Origin of the sequence: Streptomyces sp. NPDC051018 (assembly GCF_044456085.1) — a bacterium.
Classification (GTDB): domain Bacteria; phylum Actinomycetota; class Actinomycetes; order Streptomycetales; family Streptomycetaceae; genus Streptomyces.
In genome coordinates this window covers 123,207-144,083 of record NZ_JBITFN010000011.1, presented here as the reverse complement: position 1 = coordinate 144,083, position 20,877 = coordinate 123,207, and the positions used below count along the sequence as shown (strand labels likewise).

Annotated in this window: 16 protein-coding genes and 3 pseudogenes; 15 read left to right on the top strand and 4 right to left on the bottom strand. The window is 69.7% G+C overall.

Annotated features, from left to right (window positions below):
- The first annotated feature begins 67 nt into the window (after window positions 1–67).
- The 3 genes from ilvA to ACIBCM_RS20460 all read left to right on the top strand — a co-directional run bounded on the left by ilvA (window position 68) and on the right by ACIBCM_RS20460 (window position 3,627).
- Entirely contained in the window at window positions 68–1,303 is a 1,236-nt protein-coding gene (gene ilvA / locus ACIBCM_RS20470) for a threonine ammonia-lyase (RefSeq protein ID WP_399245119.1), read from the top strand.
- 450 nt (window positions 1,304–1,753) lie between these two features.
- Window positions 1,754–2,773: an ATP-binding cassette domain-containing protein gene (locus tag ACIBCM_RS20465; protein ID WP_399245117.1), complete on the top strand. Its 1,020-nt coding sequence runs from the start codon at window positions 1,754–1,756 to the stop codon at window positions 2,771–2,773.
- Window positions 2,770–3,627 (top strand): ABC transporter permease, encoded by an 858-nt coding sequence (locus ACIBCM_RS20460; RefSeq protein ID WP_399245115.1) that lies wholly within the window; start codon window positions 2,770–2,772, stop codon window positions 3,625–3,627. The genes ACIBCM_RS20465 and ACIBCM_RS20460 overlap by 4 nt, the downstream gene beginning before the upstream one ends.
- A 488-nt stretch (window positions 3,628–4,115) precedes the next feature.
- Here the strand turns inward: ACIBCM_RS20460 and greA are convergent, their stop codons facing one another.
- Window positions 4,116–4,613, bottom strand: a complete 498-nt coding sequence (gene greA / locus ACIBCM_RS20455) for a transcription elongation factor GreA (RefSeq protein WP_399245113.1) — start codon at window positions 4,611–4,613, stop codon at window positions 4,116–4,118.
- 201 nt (window positions 4,614–4,814) lie between these two features.
- A complete protein-coding gene (locus tag ACIBCM_RS20450; RefSeq protein WP_399245111.1) occupies window positions 4,815–5,219 on the bottom strand; it encodes a DUF4307 domain-containing protein in 405 nt (134 codons plus the stop codon).
- Window positions 5,220–5,382: 163 nt separating this feature from the next.
- Between ACIBCM_RS20450 and mca the strand changes: the two genes are divergently transcribed.
- Together mca and ACIBCM_RS20440 are read left to right on the top strand one after the other, a co-directional pair.
- Window positions 5,383–6,264: a mycothiol conjugate amidase Mca gene (mca, locus tag ACIBCM_RS20445; RefSeq protein ID WP_399245109.1), complete on the top strand. Its 882-nt coding sequence runs from the start codon at window positions 5,383–5,385 to the stop codon at window positions 6,262–6,264.
- Window positions 6,257–6,523: a hypothetical protein gene (locus tag ACIBCM_RS20440; protein ID WP_399245107.1), complete on the top strand. Its 267-nt coding sequence runs from the start codon at window positions 6,257–6,259 to the stop codon at window positions 6,521–6,523. The genes mca and ACIBCM_RS20440 overlap by 8 nt, the downstream gene beginning before the upstream one ends.
- Window positions 6,524–7,217: 694 nt before the next feature.
- Here the strand turns inward: ACIBCM_RS20440 and ACIBCM_RS20435 are convergent.
- The gene (locus tag ACIBCM_RS20435) at window positions 7,218–10,436 is read right to left on the bottom strand and encodes a tetratricopeptide repeat protein (RefSeq protein ID WP_399245105.1); all 3,219 of its coding nucleotides are present in this window, start codon (window positions 10,434–10,436) and stop codon (window positions 7,218–7,220) included.
- Between the two features lie 174 nt (window positions 10,437–10,610).
- On the opposite strand from ACIBCM_RS20435, the pseudogene ACIBCM_RS20430 reads away from it, so the two are divergent.
- Window positions 10,611–10,892 (top strand): annotated as a pseudogene (locus ACIBCM_RS20430) (type II toxin-antitoxin system RelE/ParE family toxin).
- 139 nt (window positions 10,893–11,031) lie between these two features.
- On the opposite strand, the gene ACIBCM_RS20425 reads toward ACIBCM_RS20430, so the two are convergent.
- A complete protein-coding gene (locus tag ACIBCM_RS20425) occupies window positions 11,032–11,598 on the bottom strand; it encodes a Uma2 family endonuclease (RefSeq protein ID WP_399245103.1) in 567 nt (188 codons plus the stop codon).
- 181 nt (window positions 11,599–11,779) lie between these two features.
- On the opposite strand from ACIBCM_RS20425, the pseudogene ACIBCM_RS20420 reads away from it, so the two are divergent.
- From ACIBCM_RS20420 to cas6e, 9 genes and pseudogenes are all read left to right on the top strand, one after another.
- Window positions 11,780–11,935, top strand: a pseudogene (locus ACIBCM_RS20420) (DUF255 domain-containing protein); the annotation flags it as partial.
- A 369-nt stretch (window positions 11,936–12,304) separates the two neighbouring features.
- Window positions 12,305–12,850: a Uma2 family endonuclease gene (locus tag ACIBCM_RS20415; protein WP_399245101.1), complete on the top strand. Its 546-nt coding sequence runs from the start codon at window positions 12,305–12,307 to the stop codon at window positions 12,848–12,850.
- Window positions 12,851–13,055: 205 nt separating this feature from the next.
- A complete protein-coding gene (gene cas3 / locus ACIBCM_RS20410) occupies window positions 13,056–15,572 on the top strand; it encodes a CRISPR-associated helicase Cas3' (RefSeq protein WP_399245099.1) in 2,517 nt (838 codons plus the stop codon).
- Between the two features lie 165 nt (window positions 15,573–15,737).
- Window positions 15,738–16,301, top strand: a pseudogene (gene casA, locus ACIBCM_RS20405) (type I-E CRISPR-associated protein Cse1/CasA); the annotation flags it as partial.
- 40 nt (window positions 16,302–16,341) lie between these two features.
- Window positions 16,342–17,487 (top strand): type I-E CRISPR-associated protein Cse1/CasA, encoded by a 1,146-nt coding sequence (locus tag ACIBCM_RS20400; RefSeq protein WP_399245097.1) that lies wholly within the window; start codon window positions 16,342–16,344, stop codon window positions 17,485–17,487.
- Window positions 17,488–17,533: 46 nt separating this feature from the next.
- Entirely contained in the window at window positions 17,534–18,196 is a 663-nt protein-coding gene (gene casB / locus ACIBCM_RS20395) for a type I-E CRISPR-associated protein Cse2/CasB (RefSeq protein WP_399245095.1), read from the top strand.
- Complete coding sequence (gene cas7e / locus ACIBCM_RS20390; protein WP_399245093.1) at window positions 18,193–19,377, top strand: type I-E CRISPR-associated protein Cas7/Cse4/CasC; 1,185 nt, start codon at window positions 18,193–18,195, stop codon at window positions 19,375–19,377. The genes casB and cas7e overlap by 4 nt, the downstream gene beginning before the upstream one ends.
- An 11-nt stretch (window positions 19,378–19,388) precedes the next feature.
- On the top strand, window positions 19,389–20,147 hold the full coding sequence (gene cas5e / locus ACIBCM_RS20385; protein WP_399245091.1) for a type I-E CRISPR-associated protein Cas5/CasD: 759 nt from the start codon (window positions 19,389–19,391) through the stop codon (window positions 20,145–20,147).
- Window positions 20,144–20,827, top strand: a complete 684-nt coding sequence (cas6e, locus tag ACIBCM_RS20380) for a type I-E CRISPR-associated protein Cas6/Cse3/CasE (protein ID WP_399245089.1) — start codon at window positions 20,144–20,146, stop codon at window positions 20,825–20,827. Before cas5e ends, cas6e begins: the two co-directional genes overlap by 4 nt.
- Window positions 20,828–20,877: the final 50 nt, after the last annotated feature.

Sequence of the window (20,877 nt, the reverse complement as noted above, 5' to 3'; positions counted from 1 at the left end):
TACGGAAGCGGTGGACGAATGCGAAACGGTGGGCCGCGGGCCCGCTGTGAGCTGCGAGACTGGCGTCATGACCTTCCGCACGCCTGACACCTTTCGCCCCGTCATCCTCGATGACATCAGGGGTGCGCAGAAGATGCTCTCCGGGGTCGCGCGCACCACCGCGATGGAGGGCAGCAGGCACCTATCCCAGCTCGTGGGCGCCCCGGTGCACCTCAAGTGCGAGAACCTCCAGCGGACCGGCTCGTTCAAGCTGCGCGGCGCCTATGTACGGATCTCGGGGCTCCGCCCGGAGGAGCGCGCGGCGGGCGTCGTCGCCGCCTCGGCCGGAAATCACGCGCAGGGGGTAGCGCTCGCGTCGTCACTGCTCGGGGTGCACTCGACCGTGTTCATGCCGGTGGGCGCCCCGCTGCCGAAGGTCGCCGCGACGAGGGAGTACGGCGCGGAGGTGCGGCTGCACGGCCAGGTGATCGAGGAGACCCTGGAGGCGGCCGAGGCGTACGCGGACCGGACGGGCGCGGTCTTCATCCACCCCTTCGACCACCCCGACATCATCGCCGGTCAGGGCACGGTCGGACTGGAGATCCTGGAGCAGTGCCCGGAGGTGCGCACGATCGTCGTCGGGATCGGCGGCGGGGGACTAGCGGCCGGGATCGCGGTGGCGGTGAAGGCGCTGCGCCCGGATGTGCGGCTGATCGGGGTGCAGGCGGAGGGCGCCGCCGCGTATCCGCCGTCGCTGGCGGCCGGGCACCCCGTCACCCTGGACGCCCCGGTGACGATGGCGGACGGCATCAAGGTGGGGCGCCCCGGGGACGTACCGTTCAAAATCATTGGCGATCTGCTCGACGAGGTACGTACGGTCTCCGAGGACGCGCTGTCCAGCGCGCTGCTGCTGTGTCTGGAGCGGGCGAAACTTGTGGTCGAACCGGCGGGGGCGAGTCCGGTCGCGGCGCTGCTCACCGAGCCCGGGGCGTTCCGGGGGCCGGTCGTCGCCGTGCTGTCGGGCGGCAATGTGGATCCGCTGCTGATGCAGCGGGTCCTGCGGCACGGGATGGCGGCCGCGGGGCGCTATCTGTCGCTGCGGTTGCGGCTGACGGACCGCCCGGGGGCCCTCGCGGCCCTCCTGGCGGCATTGTCAGTGCTGGACGCTAACGTCCTCGACGTGAGTCATGTACGGACCGATCCCCGGCTCGGGCTCACCGAGGTGGAGGTGGAGCTTCAGCTGGAGACCAAGGGCCCGGAGCACTGCGACGAGGTCGCGGCGGCGCTGCGGGAGGCGGGGTACAGGGTCATGCGCATGGACTGAGCGCGAAGGCTCGGACCAGGTGACGGCCCTGTCGGCAGGCGGTGTGACCGCAGTCTTCGCGGACGCGGCCCGCATCCCGGTGGTCAGGTGGCCGGGGGAGGCGGGTTCCGTGGGGGAGACCGCGGGAGACCGGCTCATGGGGTGTGACTCCGCCCGTTCGCGGACCCCACGCGATGTATCGCGATGCACTCCTCTTGCTTAACGCGATACATCGCGTTACGGTGAGGCCTCTGCCGTGCCCCTGTCAGGTCGGAATCCCGTCCCTTGGGGCCTTCGGATTGAAAAAAGCCGCAAAGTACTGCAAACCTGTACATTCCATCGAGTCCGCTCCGCGGTGGCACCGCCGTACGGAACAACCCCGCACGCGCACGGCACCGGCTCCGCGAACACCGTCCGCACCACGACCGCCCCGATGTAACGAACCGTCATCTGCCACCCTGGGAGACTCATATGCCAGGCGCCATCTACGCCGAAGGCCTGGTCAAGACCTTCGGTGAGGTAAAGGCTCTGGACGGCGTCGATCTCGACGTCCCCGAAGGCACGGTCCTGGGACTGCTCGGCCCGAACGGCGCCGGCAAGACCACCACCGTCCGCGTCCTCACCACACTGCTCCAGCCCGACAGCGGCAAGGCCGTCGTCGCCGGACTCGATGTGCTCAAGCAGCCGAACGAAGTCCGCCGCTCCATCGGCCTCTCCGGCCAGTTCGCCGCGGTCGACGAGTATCTGACCGGCCGCGAGAACCTCCATATGGTCGGCCAGCTCTACCAGATGAGCTCCCGGGACTCGAAGACGCGGGCGGCCGAGCTGCTGGAGCGCTTCAACCTCGCGGACGCCGCGGACCGGCCGGCGAAGACCTACTCCGGCGGTATGCGCCGGCGCCTCGACCTGGCCGCCGCCCTGGTCGTCTCCCCGCCGGTGATGTTCATGGACGAGCCCACCACCGGTCTCGACCCCCGCAACCGCCAGCAGTTGTGGGGCGTCATCCAGGAACTGGTCGAGGGCGGTACGACCCTGCTGCTCACCACCCAGTACCTCGAAGAGGCCGACCACCTCGCCGACACCATCTGCGTCGTCGACCACGGCCGGGTCATCGCCCGTGGCACCGCCGACCAGCTCAAGGCCCAGACCGGCGGCGAGCGCGTCGAGGTCGTGGTCCACGAGCGCGACCAGATCGACCCCGCCCGTGAGGTGCTGCTCGCCCTCGGCAAGGGCGAGGTCGCCGTCGAGAACCACACCCGCAAGCTCACCGTCCCCGTCACCGGCGGCGCCAAGCTGCTCGCCGAGGTCATCCGGGACCTCGACACCCGGGGTGTGGAGATCGACGACATCGGGCTGCGCCGCCCGACCCTCGACGACGTCTTCATCTCCCTCACCGGCCACGCCGCCGAGATCGCGCCGGAGGAGTCCGAGGACGCCCCCGACGCCGCCGGTCGCAAGGGCCGCAAGCCCCGTAAGGAGAGCGTGCAGTGACCACCACAACGGAAGCCGCCAAACTCGCGGCCCCCCGGCCCCGCGGCGGCATCGTGCAGTCGGTCAACGACTCGCTCGTGGTCGCCCGGCGCAATCTGATCCGGATGACCCGCATCCCGGAGATGATCATCTTCGGGATGATCCAGCCGATCATGTTCGTCGTGCTGTTCACCTATGTCTTCGGCGGCTCGATCAAGGTCGGCGGCTCCACGTCCGCCGACACCTACCGCGAGTTCCTGATGGCCGGGATCTTCGCCCAGACCGTCACCTTCGCCACCGCGGGTGCCGGCGCGGGCATCGCCGACGACATGCAGAAGGGGCTGATCGACCGCTTCCGGTCGCTGCCCATGGCCCGGGGCGCGGTGCTCACCGGACGTACGCTCGCCGACCTCGTACAGACCGCGCTCACCCTGGTCGTCCTCGCCGTCGTCGCCCTCATCGTCGGCTGGCGGGTCCACGAGAACTTCGGCAAGGTGCTCCTCGGCTTCCTGCTGCTGCTTCTGCTCGGATACGCGTTCTCCTGGATCGGCGCCCTCATCGGCCTGTCCGTACGCACCCCCGAGGCCGCCACCTCCGGCGGGCTGATCTGGCTGTTCCCGCTGACGTTCATCTCGAACGCCTTCGTGGACGCCAACCAGATGCCGGGCTTCCTGCGCCATATCGCCGAATGGAACCCCTTCAGCGCGACCGTCCAGGCGTGCCGGGAGCTGTTCGGCAACCTTCCGCCCGGGTTCAAGACTCCGGACGCCTGGCCCATGCAGCATCCGATCCTGGCGTCCCTGCTGTGGTCCGTGCTGATCATCGTGGTCTTCCGGACGCTGGCGGTCCGCAAGTACCGCTCGGCGGCTTCCTGACACCCGCCGCAGGGCGGGCACGGACCGCCGCCCGGTCTGCCCGGCCGTCCCGGTTCCGTCCGGTGGCGCTGAGACCCGTCCGGGCCGAGGTCCGTCCGGGCCGAGACCCGTCCGGTGTGCCGTCGGCATACCGGACGGACCGGGTCACGGCGGCGGGACGACCCCGGTCGCCCCGCCCTTTCCGCGCGTACCCGACCGGTGTCCTGAATCACTCCCTGATCGGCGTCCGGAAATCGATGGGGATTCCCTGGGGCGAATCCGCGGTGGGATGCAGTGGGGTGGTGCGGTGGGATTCCGGACGGATGAGCGCGGATGAGTACGGATCCGCGCGGAATCCGCTCGGATGGGCGGCCCGCCCGGAATCCACACAGGAAAAGGGGCCGGACCGCAAGAAAGCGGTCCGGCCCCTCTGCCCGTCGTCTGTCTGTCGTCGTGTCGCGCTTCCCGCCGGCCGCGCGAGCGCTTCTGACGGCCCGGGTGCGGCCCGGTCAGCCCGAGTACGGCTTGGCCGCGAGGATCTTCACCGAGGCCGTCCTGCCGTTCGGCAGTTCGTACTCGGCGATGTCGCCCACCTTCTTGCCATTCACCCCGGTGCCCAGCGGCGACTGCGGCGAATAGGTCTCGATGGTGGTGCTCGCGTACTCGCGGGACGCCATCAGGAACGTCAGCGTGTCGTCCTCGTCGCCGTCGAAGGCGATCGTGACCACCATGCCCGGCTCCACGATGCCGTCGTCCGGCGGGGCCTCGCCGACCTTCGCGGTGTCCAGGAGCTGGGTCAGCTGGCGCACACGCAGTTCCTGCTTGCCCTGCTCCTCCTTGGCCGCGTGGTACCCGCCGTTCTCCCGCAGGTCGCCCTCCTCGCGAGCCGCCTCGATCTTCTTGGCGATCTCGGTGCGCGCGGGACCAGACAGATACTCCAGCTCGGCCTTGAGCTGGTTGTACGCCTCCTGGGTAAGCCAGGTGACGTTTTCACTGGTCTGGGTCACAGGTGCTCCTCGTAGGTACTGGGATACAAAGCAACGCCCTACCCAGAAGGATGTGCCTTCATGGAAGGGCGAAACCACGACCCTAACAATTTCGTGGCGAAAGGGGGAGAACAAAAGCCATGAGAATCGCGTCAAGGCAGGTCAGCCATTGTCGGCCGCCGTGCCGTGCGGGCTGTTTCCCGCGGAGTGCCGCTCAGGCGGCTATGAGGCGGTGCATCGCACCAGCTCCGCGGTCGTGCCCCGGGACAGCGTCCGGATGGTGACCACCCGGTCGATCCGGGTCTCGCCCCGCTGTTCCACGGCGACGTGCAGCCGCCCCACTTCCCTGCCGTCCTCGGCCCGGGACCGCACGGTGCAGGTGCCGGTGGAGTCCGCGTCCTTGCGGATCTCCAGATGCACCTGGACCTCGGAGTCCGAGGCCACCGAGAACTTGATGACCTCGGCGCTGACCTTCTGCCCGGCGACGTAGTCGTAGCCGAACCAGCCGACCATGGCGATCAGACCCGTTCCCAGGACGGCGCCCAGGATCTTGAGCCGCCGGTCCGCGCGCCGGTCCGCCGAGCGGCCGTAACGCCCCTCGGGAAGCTGCTCGCGCACGCCGGTCATGGTCATTCCTCTCGGACGGATCTCCCCCGGGGGACGCGGAATTTTTCCGCCCCCCGATTCGGTCACTATAGAGACGCCCTCCCGCCTCCCGACCACCCGCCCCTCATCGACGTCCCGAAAGGGACGGCACCGACCATTTGCGACGAATCCTGAGGATCGAGTCTTGACTGAGCAGCTGCGACTGATGGCCGTTCACGCCCACCCCGACGACGAGTCGAGCAAGGGCGCGGCCACCATGGCCAAGTATGTGTCCGAGGGGGTGGACGTGCTGGTGGTGACCTGCACGGGCGGCGAGCGCGGCTCCATCCTCAACCCCAAGCTCCAGGGGGACGCCTATATCGAGGAGAACATCCACGAGGTCCGCCGCAAGGAGATGGACGAGGCCCGCGAGATCCTGGGCGTCGGCCAGGAGTGGCTGGGCTTCGTCGACTCCGGGCTGCCCGAGGGCGACCCGCTGCCGCCACTGCCGGAGGGCTGCTTCGCGCTGGAGGACGTGGAGAGCGCCGCGGGCCGTCTGGTGCGGTCGATCCGCTCGTTCCGCCCCCAGGTGATCACCACGTACGACGAGAACGGCGGCTACCCCCACCCCGACCACATCATGACCCACAAGATCACGATGGTGGCCTTCGAGGGCGCGGCGGACGCGGAGCGCTACCCCGAGACGGAGTTCGGCCCGGTCTGGCAGCCGCTGAAGCTCTACTACAACCAGGGCTTCAACCGCCCGCGCACGGTCGCGCTCCACGAGGCGCTCCTCGCGAACGGTCTGGAGTCCCCGTACGGGGAGTGGCTGGAGCGCTGGAAGGAGTTCGAGCGCGCCGAGCGCACGCTGACCACGCATGTTCCGTGCGCCGACTTCTTCGAGATCCGCGACAAGGCGCTGATCGCGCACGCGACGCAGATCGACCCCGACGGGGGCTGGTTCCACGTTCCGATGGAGATCCAGAAGAAGGTCTGGCCGACGGAGGAGTACGAGCTGGCGAAGTCTCTGGTCGATACCTCCCTCCCCGAGGACGACCTCTTCGCGGGCATCCGCGAGAATGCCTGACATGAGCGCTAGCGCAAACCTCGCCATCTCCCACGCGGCGACCCTGGCGAAGGAACTCGACGAGAACAAGGTCACCCCGGGTGTCCTGGGCTTTCTCATCTTCGCCGTCATGGCCGTCGGTGTGTGGTTCCTCATGAAGTCGATGAACCGGCACATGGGCCGCATCGACTTCGACGAGACCGCGGTGCCGGACGCCCGCGCGCCGAAGCCGTCGTCCTCGTCGACGTCCGCGTCGGCGTCGGACTCCGGCACGGCGTAGGGCCGGACGGGCCGTCGTCTTCCGGGGTCGCCCCGGGACGCACCGAGCGGGTCGCGCCGAGCGCTCGCGTCGGGCGTGCCCCCGCGGCACCGGTGGGCGGCTTCGCCCCGGGTCTGCCGGGGCGGCCGGGTCGCGCGGCGTGTGCGGTGGCGCGCCTCGGTCACGGCCGGTGCGTGGTACCGGCAGTGCGGTCGGTGGGCGTCGAGCGTGTACGGAGTGGTGCGCCGATGGCCGCGACAGGGTGTTCTCCCGTACGGGCCCGGGGGCGCCGCGGGCCCCGTGGTGGCCGTCCCCCTGTCGCCACCTCGCCGGCGCCGGCCGGCGCGCGGCCCAGCAGGTGAGGCCCGGCCCGAGGGCGGCCTCACCGCCCGGCACGGGGCGCGGCTGGGTGCGCTGGTACGAAGGGGGCCGGGGCGCCGAGACCCCGTAGTGGTCCTGCTGCCCCTGTCGGCTCCCGGTCGGAGCGTCGGGGCGCGACTCAGCCCGAGGCCGCGTAACCGCCCGGCCCGGCGCCCCCACGGCCCGGCGCCCGGGCCGTGCTCGTATCCCGGCCCCGGGCCGTGTCCGTACGGCACCCAGCCGCGAACCGGGCGTCGCACGGCCCCGGTGCGTGACCGGAATCACCGCCGCCTCGCGGGGCCGCCCGCCCCCGCAGCGGCCCCGCGAGGCAGCCGCGGGGGCGGGCGTTCCAGGCTCAGTTCACCGGGAGGACCGGGACTCCCATCACCTCGCGGGCGTGGCGGTTCGGGACGAGGCCCAGATTCCAGGCCCCCCAGCCGTCCTCCAGACGGACACCCCGGTCGAGCACCACCGACAGGGCCTCGGCGCAGTCCTCCAGCTTGCCGTCGCGGGCCGGGTGGCGGGCCGCGATCAGACGGGACAGCTCCTCCTGGGCGACCACCGTGCCCACCTCCGTACCGCCGGGAGAGGCGTAGGGGAGCAGCGTGCAGCGCAGGAAGCGGGCCCAGTCGGCGCCGCGCTCGTCCTCGTACGAGAGGAACAGTCCGAGCGCCTCGTCGCACAGCGTCAGCGCCTGCGCCGCGCGATGGTTGCCCGCGTCGATCAGGGCGAGTTCCAGACAGGTCCACGCCTCGCCGTGCGCGACCCCGATCCGGCGGAAGTCGGCCCGCGCGTCCACCAGCAGCTGGCGGGCGAAACCGGAGTTGCGGAGATTGCCGGTCTGGGCCGCGCGCTGGTCGCGGGTGACCCGGCCCGAGTGGTGGCGCGCGCACGCCAGCCCGTAGACGTCCCGCATCCGGGAGAACATCGTCCGCGCGCGTTCCAGCTCCCGTACCGCCTGGTCGCGGTCGCCGCGCTCCTCCAGGGCCTGCCCGAGGTAGTACAGCGTCCACGCCTCACCGCGCGCGTCCTCGTTCTCCCGGTGCCGGGAGAGCGCCTGCCCCAACCGGTCCACCGCCGTCACCGGATCGCCGTCCACCAGCCGGGCCCGTGCCAGCTGGGTCAGCGCCCAGGCCTCGCCCCGGCTGTCGCGGGTGCGCCCGTACAGGTCCAGCGCGGTCCCCAGCTCCGACTCCGCGCGGGGTACATCGCCCATCCGCAGACAGACCTGCCCCAGCTGGAAGTGGGTCCACGCCTCACCGTGCAGGGACTCGCCCTCGCGGTGCAGCTCCAGCGCCGTCGCCAGCAGCGTCTGTGCCTCCGCGAGACGGGCCTGGTCCCGCCGTACCGAGGCGAGCGCGTGCAGGGACCACGCCCGGTCCTCCGCCAGCTCGTCCGACGACTGGAGCGCGATCGCCTCGTCCAGCTTGGCCGCCGCCTCGGTCAGATTGCCCTGGTGGTGCAGGGTGATCCCGAGCGAGCAGAGCGCGAGCGCCGCACCGGCCTCGTTCTGCGCCTCCCGGTAGAGCCCGACCACCGACGACAGGGTCGTCCGCGCCTTGTCCAGCTCACCGAGCTGACGGGCCGCGATGCCCGTACGCCACCGTACGGAACGCTCCAGCAGCCCCTGGTCGACCGCCTGCGACAGCTCGCTGATCTCACCGAGCCGGTACAGATCGCCGCGCAGCAGACAGTAGTCCGCGAGCGCGCCCAGCAGATTGAGCACGCTCTGCTGGTCCACGCCCTCCGCGTGCCGCAGCGCCGAGGTGATGAAGCTGGACTCGTCGTCGAGCCAGCGCAGCGCGGACTCCAGCGAGGAGAAGCCGTGCGCGCCGAACTTCCCCGCACGGGTGGAGAGTTTGCCGTCGACCATACGGATGACGGCCCCGGCGAGGTCCGCGTAGTTCTGGATCAGCCGCTCCTGCGCGGCCGTACGCTCCGACGCCTCCTCCTCGTCGAGCAGCCGCGCCCGGGCGAAGGCGCGGACGATGTCGTGCAGCCGGTAGCGGCTGGAGCGCACCCGGTCGATCAGCCCCGCGTCCGCCAGTTCCCGCAGCAGCCGCTCCGACTCCTGCTCGTCCGTGGCCAGCAGCGCCGCCGCCGCTGCCGCGCCCAGGGACGCCCGCCCGGCGAGCGCGAGCCGGCGCAACAGCCGCCGGGACTGGTCGCTCTGGTCGGTGTAGCGCAGCCACAGGGCCCGCTCGACCGGTTCGAGCCCGCCGTACGCCTCCAGATCGGCGGCCAGCCGCTCCGCCGTACGCGGCCCCAGCGAGGACCCCGCGATCCGCAGCGCCAGCGGCAGCCCGCCACACAGCCGGGCGACGCCGTCGGCTCCCCGCACGTCGTACGGCCCCTCCGGCGGCGCCTCGGCCACCGCCCGCAGCAACTCCTCCGCGCCCGCCCCGTCCAGCGCCTCCACCGGCAGCTGGTGCACCCACGCGGGGATGTCCCCGGGCAGTTCGAGGGGCGCCCGGGACGTCACCAGTACCAGGCTGTCGGAACGCTCCGGCACCAGCGTGCGCACCTGCGCGGGATCGGCCGCGTCGTCCAGGACGACCGTGACGGGCAGCCCCGTCAGATGCTGGTGGTACAGCTCGCCCAGCCGCCGCACCTGCTGCTCCGCCGACGACCGCTCGCGGAACAGCAACTGCTCGCGCGGCGCGCCCAGCCGGTTCAGCAGATGCAGCAGCGCGTCCCGGGTGGACAGCGGGTGGTCGCCCTCGCCGCGCAGATCGACGACACACGCCCCCCGGAACTGGTCCTTGAGATGGTGTGCCGCGCGCATGGCGAGGGTCGTACGGCCCGAGCCCGGCTGCCCGTGGAGGACGACGATCGTCGGCTTCGTCTCCGTCGACGCACGGGCCGCGTGCACCCACTGCGAGATCTGGTTCATCGCCTCCCGCCGGCCCGCGAACGGACCCTCGCGCAACGGCAGATGCCCGAACGACTGCTCCAGGACCGATCGCCTGCGCGCCGCCGCGCTCCGGTCGCCGCCCCGCAGCTGGGGCGTGGTGCCCTGCTGCCCGGGCCGCACCGGGCGGGGCCGCGCGGTGGCCAGCAGCATCCGCTGCTGGTCCAGGAACGGCCGTACGCCCCGCACCTCCAACGCCGTCAGCCACTGGAGCCTCAACTGCTCGGCCCCGCCCGGCTGTCCGAGCGCGCCCGCTCGGCGGTGCGCCGCCGGCCAGTGGGACACGGTCACCTTCAGTACCGTCGTCGCCGCCCCGGCCACCGCGACGACCGCCCCCGCGCCGAGCGCCGTACCGGATGCCGTGCCGAAGGCGAGGTCCGCCCCGGCCGCAGTGGCGGCGGCAACCGCCGTCACCAGCAGGGGAGTCGACAGATTCGCCCGGTTCAGCCGCGCGGACAGCGGCTGCCGGGCGGCCTCCGCCTCCGCCAGCGCCTGTTCGTAAGCGGCGTACTCCTCGGCCGCGTTGGTGGCCATCGCATCGAGAGCGGCCCTGCCCCGGGCCAACAGGGTTCCGGTGTCCGCCTGCCCGCCCGAACGCCGCGTCTCCTCCTCCACCGCGCGCACCAACAGCCGCTCGGCCTCGGTCCGATGGCTGTCCCGCATAGGAGCCCCCTCCGTGATCCGTTGTCCGGTTCCGGACCCAAGTGTCCTGCGTGTTGCCCGTCGGCGCGAGAGAGCCTCGGGAGCGCGCGCACCTGGACAGGGGCGGGGGAAGGGCGTGACGGCGCGGGCCGGGCGGGGCCGGGGTGCCTCGGAGGGGGGCGATTTCCCGCCCGGGTGGTGCGGGCGCCGGATGCCCTGACGGAGGGGCCCGGGGCTCGGGCGCCCGTTGGCCGACACCATTCATGGCTCCGCAATGGCGAATCTGAAGGAACTGCGTCCCGGTACGGTACGTATCTCCTATTCGCCCTCGACCCGTGGCGCTCCAGCATTCTGCTGGTGGCAGGAGATGAAGCGGGGCGGTGGCACGAGTGGTATCGGGCAGCGATTCCGCTGGCCGAGGAGCGCTACGAGATCTCTATGAGGGAACGGACCCAGGGAGAAGGAGACCGATCGTGAGTGGCCACACGCGCTGGGACGACATCCATGCCGGGCATGTTGCCCGTGCCGGAGGTGAGGAGGCCGTACGGGAGGGCAAGGAGGAACTTCTCGCGGAGACCACCGGCCGCCGTCCCGCGGAGCGAATCTCCCGGCGCTGTCAGACGGCTCCCAGGTCCGCGGTGACGGAGAAGGGCGCGGCGGCCTTGATCAGGCCGGTAAACATTTCGCCGTCCCGGTAGGTTCTGTTGGCTGGGTCAAGGACGTAGGTGTAGACGATCGGAACCCCGGTGGCGGCCTGTTCGACCCGCCAGTAGAAGGGGATGCCGGCCTTGGCGTACTGGTCCACCTTCACGATACGGTCCGTCGTCTCCGAGCCGGGCGACACCACCTCGACGACTAGGAGCACGTGCTCGGGCCGGGTGGGCGTGAGGTCGATGGTCTCCGCCCGGTAGACGATGACGTCCGGACGGCGGTTGGTGAGCGGAACGTCCTGCAGTCGGACGTCGAAGTCCGTGTCCGCGTTCCAGTCGGGCCCCGCGGCGGCATCCAGGGCATTGGCCAGGACCCGAGCCAGTCGGTTGTGCCGTTTGGAGGCGCTCGGGCTCACGACGACCATCCCGTCCACGACCTCGATGCCGGCGCACTGCTCCTCGGACCAGGAGTCGTACTGCTCCGCGCTGATCTGTGAGTGCATCCATGCGGGCGCCACCATCTCGGCGGTCATGGTGTGCCTCCTTCGAGGAGCTTCCACAGTTCCAGTGCTGCTGGGCTCAGCCTACTGTCCTGCGGTTCCGAGGCGCCTGCCTTCGGGGAAGAGCGATCGCGGTCCCCGCGCTGCTTGGCCGGGAGGGCGGAGTCCGTGCGGTTTCCACGATCGGATCGGGTGCCGTGAGAGGCTGGGTCACATGAACCGGTTGGCTGGCGTGACCTCGCCTTATCTGCTTCAGCATGCCGACAACCCCGTCGACTGGTGACCCTGGACACCGGAGGCTTTCGAGGAAGCGCGGCGGCGTGACGTACCCGTGCTGCTGTCGGTCGGCTACTCGGCGTGCCACTGGTGCCAGTAGATGTACACAACCCAGTAGTCCTGACCTGCAATGTTTCCAGAGAGTAGTTCCGTGGGTGCGTGTGGCGAGCGACTGGGGCGGGGTGTGGATGCCTGGGTCGAAGGCCAGTTGGCCAGCTCGCCCGACAGGGTGCCCGAGCAATACGCCACGATTTGCCGTTACCCGGAAGGCGGCGGCCCCGCCTCCGCGCAGCTGTCGCCGCCGAGCAAGGGCACGAGGCGGCCGTTGCGGCCCACCCGGTGGTGGCGTGCGCGTGGGTCCGGCCGCCCCCGTGCACGCCACCATCCAGGCTGACGTTCTTCGTGGCCGCCCTGGTGCGGGTCCGGGGGACATATGCTGAGAGGCGACGGGAAGGAGCTGTTGATGAGCGTGGATGCGGTCCTGCACGCCGAGTTCCCCGCGGGGTACGTGGTCTTCTTCGGTATCGACGGGAAGGTGGTCATGACCCCGCAGAGTGAAGAGCACTCCAGCACTATTCGGTCGATGCAGATCGACTCCCTCGCCCTCGGCCGGCATGCGAAGGTCATCTCCGACGTGTACATCGAATTCCCCGCCGACGAGAACTCCGCTCCCGATTTCGCGATCATGCGGGAGGACGCGCAGCGGCAGGGCAAGCGCTACGGCTTCGAGGACGTGCTGTTGATCGCCGAAGTGGTGTCGGTCTCCTCCGCGCGCAAGGACTACGACGACTGCACCGGCAAGTACGGCCGTTACGGCATTCCGGTCTACGTGGTCGTGGACCCGTATGCCGAGGAGGTTGTCGTCCACACCCAGCCCACCGGTTCCGGCTACATCGCAGCCCACACGCACAAGTACGGCTCGGGCAAGCTGCCCGTCGAACTGGCCGACGGGCGGACTTATACCCTCGACCTGGACGAGCTGCCCCGGCCCGTGGCAGACGGCCGCTGACGTACGGCACTGGTTACCCACCGCAAGCACCCGTTGCTCCGGTGAGCGGGAGTGAACCGACCGAGTGGGCGCGGGTGTGCGGGTCCGGCGGTCGAGGACCGTGAGGCGCTCGGGTGTATGAACCGGTTGGCTATGAGGCGGCGGTTCGTAGGGGTGAGGAGCGAGTTCCGCCCGTCGGTGTCCGGCATTCGGTTGGGTGGGTGTTGTGTCCCTCTCGAACGGTGAATTCCGCGTGCCTGTCGACGTCCGTCCGATCTGGGGGAAGCTGGGCAACGGTTCCCGGCCGCACCCCCTCATCTGTCATGCGTTGGACACTGCCGAAGTGGCGTACCAGTTGTTCGATCTGTGCCTTGGGCCCTATCTCAAGGACCGCCTGAAAGCGGCGCTGGAGCCGCTCGGGGACGCACGGGAGTGGGCCGCGAGGTTGGCGGGACTGCACGACCTGGGCAAGTGCTCACCCACCTTCCAGGGGTTGAGGGCGGACGTTGCCAAGAAGCTGCTGCCGGAGTCCGATCACGCGGCCATCGACCGGTTGCGGGAAAGGCCGAGGAGTTCCGGGGCGCGGACGGATGTGGCGCATGGGCTGATCAGCGCGCTGTATGTACGGAACCTGCTGGTGAAGTGGGGCGCCTCGGCGGAGACTGCCGAGTCCATCGGGACTGTGCTTGGTGCTCATCACGGGTACGTTCCGGGCCCGGCCGACCTTTGGCAGGTCTCCTACAAGCGCGGCGCGACCGGAGGGGAGACCTGGGCCACCCGTGTGGAGGCGTTGGCCGACGAGCTGTGCAGGCTGCGACGCACCTCGGGAGGTGATCCGACGCCGGCCGACTGGGCGCGGGTGACGATGGACGGGCCTGCGGAACTGGCCCTCGCGGCGCTCACCTCGGTCAGCGACTGGATCGCGTCCGACCGGAAGGAGGCGGCCCATGCTGGTGCGAGCGTAGACGTGACCGCATATGCCGCCGGAGTGGCAGCGGTCGAGCAGCCGAAGGTCAAGTCCTTGGGGTGGGAAGCGTGCACGGTACCCGAGGACACCTCCTTCGGGTCGTTGTTCCCCCAGAGTTCCGAACGGCGCGACCTCCAGACCGGGCTGGAGCAATTGGTCGCCGGTGAGCGAGGACTCGGGGTGTTCCTGTTGTCCGCGCCGACCGGTGAGGGCAAAACGAAGGCGGCCTTGCAGGCTGCGGCTTCCATGATCCGCCTGCATCATCTGCGGGGATTGCACGTGGCTATGCCGACCAGGGCGAGCGGCAACCAGGCGTACGAGGTCGCCGCCGAACTGCTGAGGCCGTGGGACGGACACGCAATGGGCCGGCTGAAGCTGTTCCACGGAGCCGCGGGCGAGTACCTGGACCGACGGCACGCCGCCGGTCCGCCGCCGTTGTGCCCCAAGTGCGTCGCGGAGGACGGCGGCTCCGGGGCATCGGAGCAGTTCGGGTGCGACAGCGACGCGCAGGCGAAGGCTCAGTTGTCCTCCAAAGCCGATCACCTGAATCCACTGGTGGTGAGCACCGTCGATCAGGTGCTGAAGGCTGCCGTTCGCTCAGGGCACGTCTTCGTTCGGCTGGCGGGGCTCTCGGGCAAGGTGATCATCTTCGATGAGGTGCACGGCTACGACGTGCACGCGGGGGTTCTGTTCGAGACCCTGCTGCACCGATTGGGCGCGCTCCGGACACCGGTGGTGCTCCTGTCGGCGACCCTGTCGACTCGCCAGCAGTACACCTTGGTGAACAGCTGGCGGGCGGGAGCCCTGGGGGTGTCGGTGAGGGAGTTGCCGGAGTCCGCAACCTCGGGGACGGCCGCCTATCCGCGGATCCTTTCCGCTGAGGTCTCCGTCGAGGGCACGGTGTCCGCGGTGGACGTCATTGCCGCCCCCGTCAACCGCGACCGGGTGGTCCGGCTGCACTGGGTGGATCGGCAGGGCGTCGTGGAACTCGCCTTGCGGGAGGCGCGTCGGGGTCGGAACGTCGCGATCGTGCACAACCTCGTCCGGGAGGCGGAGAGGGACTGGGAGTCGCTGCGGAGGGCAGTGGGGCACGGGGCCGGGCAAGTCGTGGTGACGGAGTTGATTCACGGTCGGCTCGACCCGACGGAGCGGCTCGCGACGGAAGGACGCCTGCGCGCCTGCTTCGGTCCGCGGGGTTCGATGACCGCAGCGGCTGGGAGTGGGGGATCGGTCGTGATCGGCACTATGGTCCTGGAGAGCAGTCTCGACCTGGACTTCGACGTGATGATCAGCGCGGTGGCGCCGATCGACAGCCTGATCCAGCGGATGGGACGGGTCGGGCGGCACCGGGTGGGCGCCGAACGGCCTGAACTCCGGTTCGTCCTCATCAGGGTGCCGGAGCCGCGCTCGGGACGGAAGGCGGTCAATTTCGGTTACGCCGTGAACGTGTACCCCGAGGCGATCCTTCTTCGCACGTTGGCGGTGTTGAGGGAGCGGGGCGAGATCCGATGCCCCGACGAGGTACAGGAACTGCTCGACAGGGTGTACGACGACGGCGAGAAACTGCGGTCCCCGCTCGGATGGGAAGAGCAGTGGGAACGTGCGGCGGACCGGTCCGAGAGGGGCGCGCCGAAGGCAGGCCGCGAGGCGTTGACGGCTCGCATCCCCATGTCACCGGGTATGAAATGGGGTCTGCGGACCCTCACGGAATTCGGTCGTGCCGGTACCGGTACACGTCAGAGCGGCCATGGATCCGACCGGGACCGCAAGGCCTAACCGTACTCCGCAACCGGGGTGGTAGGTGATTCTCGGACAATCTTGCTGTCTCTCGGTCGGATGTGCGCGGGACGGTCGTGATTTCTTGAGGATCGTGTGCGCGGTGCGCCGGGATTCGCTTCACTGATCCCGCGCCGCAATTCCAGAAGCCGGAGGGGTCGAGTGATGTTCGATTTGCTGCGTGAGCCCTGGCTTCCGGTGCTTCCGCTCGATTCCGACCACATCACCGAAGTGAGTCTGGTCGACCTCGTCCTCAACGCGCACCGTCACCGCCGCCTCGTCGGCAGCAGCCCGACGATGACGGCGGCGCTGCACCGGCTCGTGCTGGCCCTCCTCCACCGGGCGTTCACCCCCGATGACGACGACTGGGACGAGCTGTGGATGGCCGACCCGGCACATCTGCTCGACGAGGAGAACGAGTTCCGAGGCCGCCTCGATCGCTATGTGGAGCGCACGGAGTCCCGGTTCGACCTGTTCGACACTCACCGGCCGTTCCTGCAGTGCCCGGATCTCGCGAGGCGTCCCTCGTGGAATCCCGCCAAGGAGACCGAACCGCACCAGAGCACCGCCGTCCTCGTCGCGCCGTGGGCCACCGGCAACAACCGCACCCTCTTCGACCACACCACCGCCGCCGAACGGCCGGAATTGTCACCGGCCGAGGCCGCGCGCTGGCTGGTCACGTTGCAGGCGTACGACACCGGTGGGCAGAAGACCGGATACCAGAAGAGCCCGGCCTCTTCGCAGACCTCCCTGGGCGGCTACTTCGGATGTGTCCTCCTGGAGGGGGGATACGCTCCGCCAGACCCTGCTGCTCAACCTCGTCGCGTACCGGCCCGACGAAGGGCGTCCGATCGGTACCGGCCCCGCGGACCGGCCTGCCTGGGAGGACGACGAGGTGCACCGGCCCGATCCGGGCCCACCGCGTCCTTCCCTGGGGCTCACCGACGTGCTGACTTGGCCGTCGCGGCGGGTGCTGCTCTTCCGCGGCCCGGAGGCCGAGGGGGCTTCGGTCGTGGGTGTGCTGCGCACCCCAGGGACCCGTCTCGACGGTGATCTGTCCCAGGACGTGGAACCCATGGCCGCCTTCCGCGAACGGTGGATCTCGGATTCCAAGCCGGCACGCCCCGTGCCCGTTCGGCTGGAGGGGGTGCGCGGCGTGTGGCATTACACGCAGGAGTTGTTGCTGCCGGAGGTCGCGCGCTGGAGCCGCTCTGGCAGCAAGTACCAGGGCAAGGCAGGGGAGAAGAAGCTCGCGTCGAAGAACAAGCTCGTTCCCGCGCTGGTTCCCGGAGCCGAGCCCGCCCGGTTGCGACCCCTCGCGGTGTCCAGGGCGGACGGTTCGCACGTCATCCCGGACTCGACCGTGTTCACGTTGCGGGTTTTCGGACAGGAGCTGGGAACGAACGGCGGGAACATCGTCGCATGGTACGAGGAGGAGGTTCCGGCTCCCGTCGCCCTGATGCGGTCTCGTGATCGCCGTATCGGGTACGTCATCGGAGAAGCCGTCGCCTACGCCGACAACCTCGGGAACGCCTTGCGCATGATGGAGAAGACCTACCGCCAGAGTTTCGCTCCTCCGTCCTCCGGCCGGCGCGGAAAACCGTCCGCGGCCTTGCGGCGTACCGCTCTGGAGATCGACTTCTGGCCGAGGATCGCCGACCCCTTCAACGAACTCGTTCGGCGCCTCGGCGTTTCGGTGGGTTCGGACGCCGAGATCGAGCAGGCCGCGATCGAATGGGCGGATGCCGTTCACCGCACCGCGGTCCGGGCCGCTCGGCGCTGGGCCGAGGACGCCGGACGACGAGACCGGGAGCTTTTGGCGGCCGGTGAGAGCTACACGCACTATCTTCGTGCCGCCACGTGGCTCCGCGCCCGTCACCGCGAGAACCTCGCCCAGTACACGGAGGTCTCATGAGCTGTCGAACACGGGCGACGAGGGTCGATGCGAGGAGGATTGCCCGATGACGGTACAGACCGGAGCCCGTGAGGAAAGGCAGACTCGGCGTGATGCGTTCGTCTCCCACCTGCACTCCCTCGCGACGGCGCGGGAATCGGATGCCACGCACCAAGTGGCCCGAGGGCGTGCGGAGCTCGCCGTGCTGCGCCGGGGCTTCAGCGGCGGGCGACACCAGGCGCAGGCGTACGGGGTCGTCGTCCCGTACAGCCCGGCGGAAGAGGAACAGGACGTCTGGCTCCTGGTGAGCGGTCTCTTCGCCCTGCACCCCCTGCCCCGCTCGCTGGGCGGACCGCACGCACCGACCCTCGCCCGCTCCCTCGGGGCTCTTGCACGGGTGAAGGGGAGTTCGGTCGAGCGCCGCTTCACCGACCTCGTTTCCGTGGAGGGTGCGGCCCTGGAACACCAGGTGCGCCAGGCCGTGCGACTCCTGCACGGCAGCCACACGCCGTTGAACTACGGACAGCTGCTCGACGATCTCGTCGTCCTCCTCTCCACGGACCAGACGGATCACCGGGTCAAGGAGCGGCAACGCGTGCGACTGCGCTGGATCAGCGACTACCACCATGACCCGGTAGCCCGGCCCCGGATGGCGGACGGCGAGCCGGGCGACGACCCCGGAACCCCGCTCGACCAGGCCCCCGATTCGACCACCCAGGATGACGAATGATCATTGAGCTCCACCTGCTCCAGTCCTTCCCGGTCAGCAACCTCAACCGGGACGATCTCGGACAGCCGAAGACAGTGCGGTTCGGCGGGGTCACCCGGGCCCGGGTCTCCAGTCAGTCGCTGAAACGGGCGGCACGTGAGCTCTTCACCTCACACGGCCTGGAAACGGGTGACATCGGGCGGCGGACGAAGCAACTGCCGGAACGTGCCGGCATTCTCCTCGCCGAGCGCGGCAAGTCCGAGGTGGGAAGGGCGCAACTGGTGGCCCAAGAGGCGCTGGCGGCATTCGGATTCGGTGTAACCGAGGACCGGGGGCGGTCCGAGTACCTGTTGTACGTGGGACCGGCCGCCGTGGAGCACCTCGCGAACTACTGCGAGAAGCACTGGGACGCCCTGGAGAAGGAGCAGAAGCGCAAGGCGGCCGTGAAGAAGACGTCACGGGCCAAGATCAAGCCGACGCAGAAGGACGTCATTGAGGCGCGGAAGGTCTTCGACTCCACCCGGGTCGCCGACATCGCGCTCTTCGGCCGGATGATCGCCGACAACCAGGACTTCTCCGTGATCTCCGCCAGCCAGGTGGCCCACAGCATCTCCACCCACGCCGTGGCCAACGAGTTCGACTTCTACACGGCCATGGACGACATGCGTCCGGCCGAGGAGCCCGCCGCAGACATGATGGGCACCATCGACTACAACGCGGCTTGCTACTACCGCTACGCCAACCTGGACACCGACTGTCTGCTCCGGAACCTCTTCGGTGAGGAGTCGGTCCCTCCGGAGGAGCTCTCCGCCGAGGACAAGGCGCTCTTGGTCCGCAGTGTTCGAGCCTGGCTTCGGGCCTTCGTCCACGCCGTTCCGCGCGGCAAGCAGAACTCCATGGCCGCGCCGACGGTCCCCGACGTCTTGTTGGGAGTCACCCGCACGGACGGGGCGTGGAGCCTCGCGAATGCGTTCCTCTCGCCCGTCGGCGACGTTGCGGACCTGATGGGCACGTCCGCCCGGCGCATGACCGGTTACTTCGATCAGATCCGTGACTTCTACGGGGACGAGGAGCTTCGCGGCGTGCACTACGGCGCCCTTGATTCGAGTGGAGGGCTCTCCCACCGCCAACCACGTGATTGCCAGGAGGCGAAGGGCATCGATGCCTTCGTCGAGGGGCTCATCGGCTCGGCCGGTCTCTGAGGAGCGGTGCGGTGACATCCACCCTGATCCTGTGCCTCGACGCCCCCATGCAGTCCTGGGGTGTCTCATCCCGCTTCGACCGTCGGGACACGGCCCGTGAACCGACGAAGTCCGGCATCGTCGGTCTGCTCGCGTCGGCCCTCGGCGTGGCGAGGGACGACGACGATCGAGTGCGGGAACTCGCCACACTGCTGATGGGTGTTCGGGCGGACCGCGAAGGGGAGCTGGAACGCGACTTCCACACCGTTTCCAACGTGCCCAACACCGAAGGCGGGGCGAGGGCCACCGTCGTCAGCGAGCGGTTCTACCTGTCGGGGGCACTCTTCCTCGTGGCTCTCGAAGGGGCGGACGCGGAGGTGCGCGGCCTGTACCGGGCTCTGAGACGTCCTCGATGGCCCCTGTTCCTCGGTCGCAAGGCATTCCCGCCCGGCACTCCCGTCGTACACCCGGACGAGAGCCGCGCGGTACACGACGGCCACGTGGACGACGTGCTGGAGGGCCATCCGTGGCTGGAGACGCGTCCGGCGCAGCTGCGCCGGGCACGCGAGCGCCTGGACGCGGGTACCCCGCTGCATCTGCGGACCGTGCGCGACACCGTGCCCATTTTCGTGGGGGCCGAGTTGCGCCACGACCATCCGATCTCGTTCTCGGCACGGCGGCGGCACCACGGAACGCGCGCGGTGCGTGTCGATTACGTCCCTCTGATCGCTCCGATGCTCCCACGACAGTCGGAGACCACCTTGAAATCCGAACGGGCGGGAACAGCATGAGCCTCTGGCTGACCCGGTTGACCCCCGATCTGCGCAGGGGGGACGTGTTGAACGACCTGAACGACGCCCACTTGATGCACCGCCGCGTCATGTCCCTCTTCCCCGACTGCCCCTCCGACACCCCCCGCAGCGACGTGGGTGCCCTGTACCGGACGGAGCCCGTGCGAGACGTGGTCCAGGTCCTCGTGCAGAGTCACGTGCAGCCCGAGATCGGACGCCTGCCCGAGGGATACGCCGAGACGGGGGTGCTGCACCTGAAGTCGTACCTCGACACGCTCGCGGAGGGCATGCGGGTGCGCTATCGGATCGCCGCCAACCCCTCGAAACAGTTGGCCGTGCCCTCGGCGGGAGGCGGCAGGGTCGGACAGCGGGTGGCCCTGCACGGGGACGCCGCCGAGGAGTGGTGGCGGCTGCGTGCGGCCAAGGCGGGGCTTCGTCTCAAGTCCGGGCTCGTGACCCCCCGACATCCGCTCGTCAGCCGACTCCGCGCACGTGCGGGCCTCCGATTTCACCTTGCACAGTTCGATGGGGAAGCGGAGATCCACAACGCTTTCGCCCTGCGGCGAGCCATGTCGGAGGGAATCGGAAGGGGCAAGCCCTACGGCTGCGGGCTGTTGAGCGTCCTGCCGATCCGGCAACCCGCCGGTGAGTCCGCCGCGCACGGACGCGCCCTCGCCTGACCGCGGCACGCCGTTCCCGAGTGGTGGGTAGGGTGAAGCGGGCGGAGGCA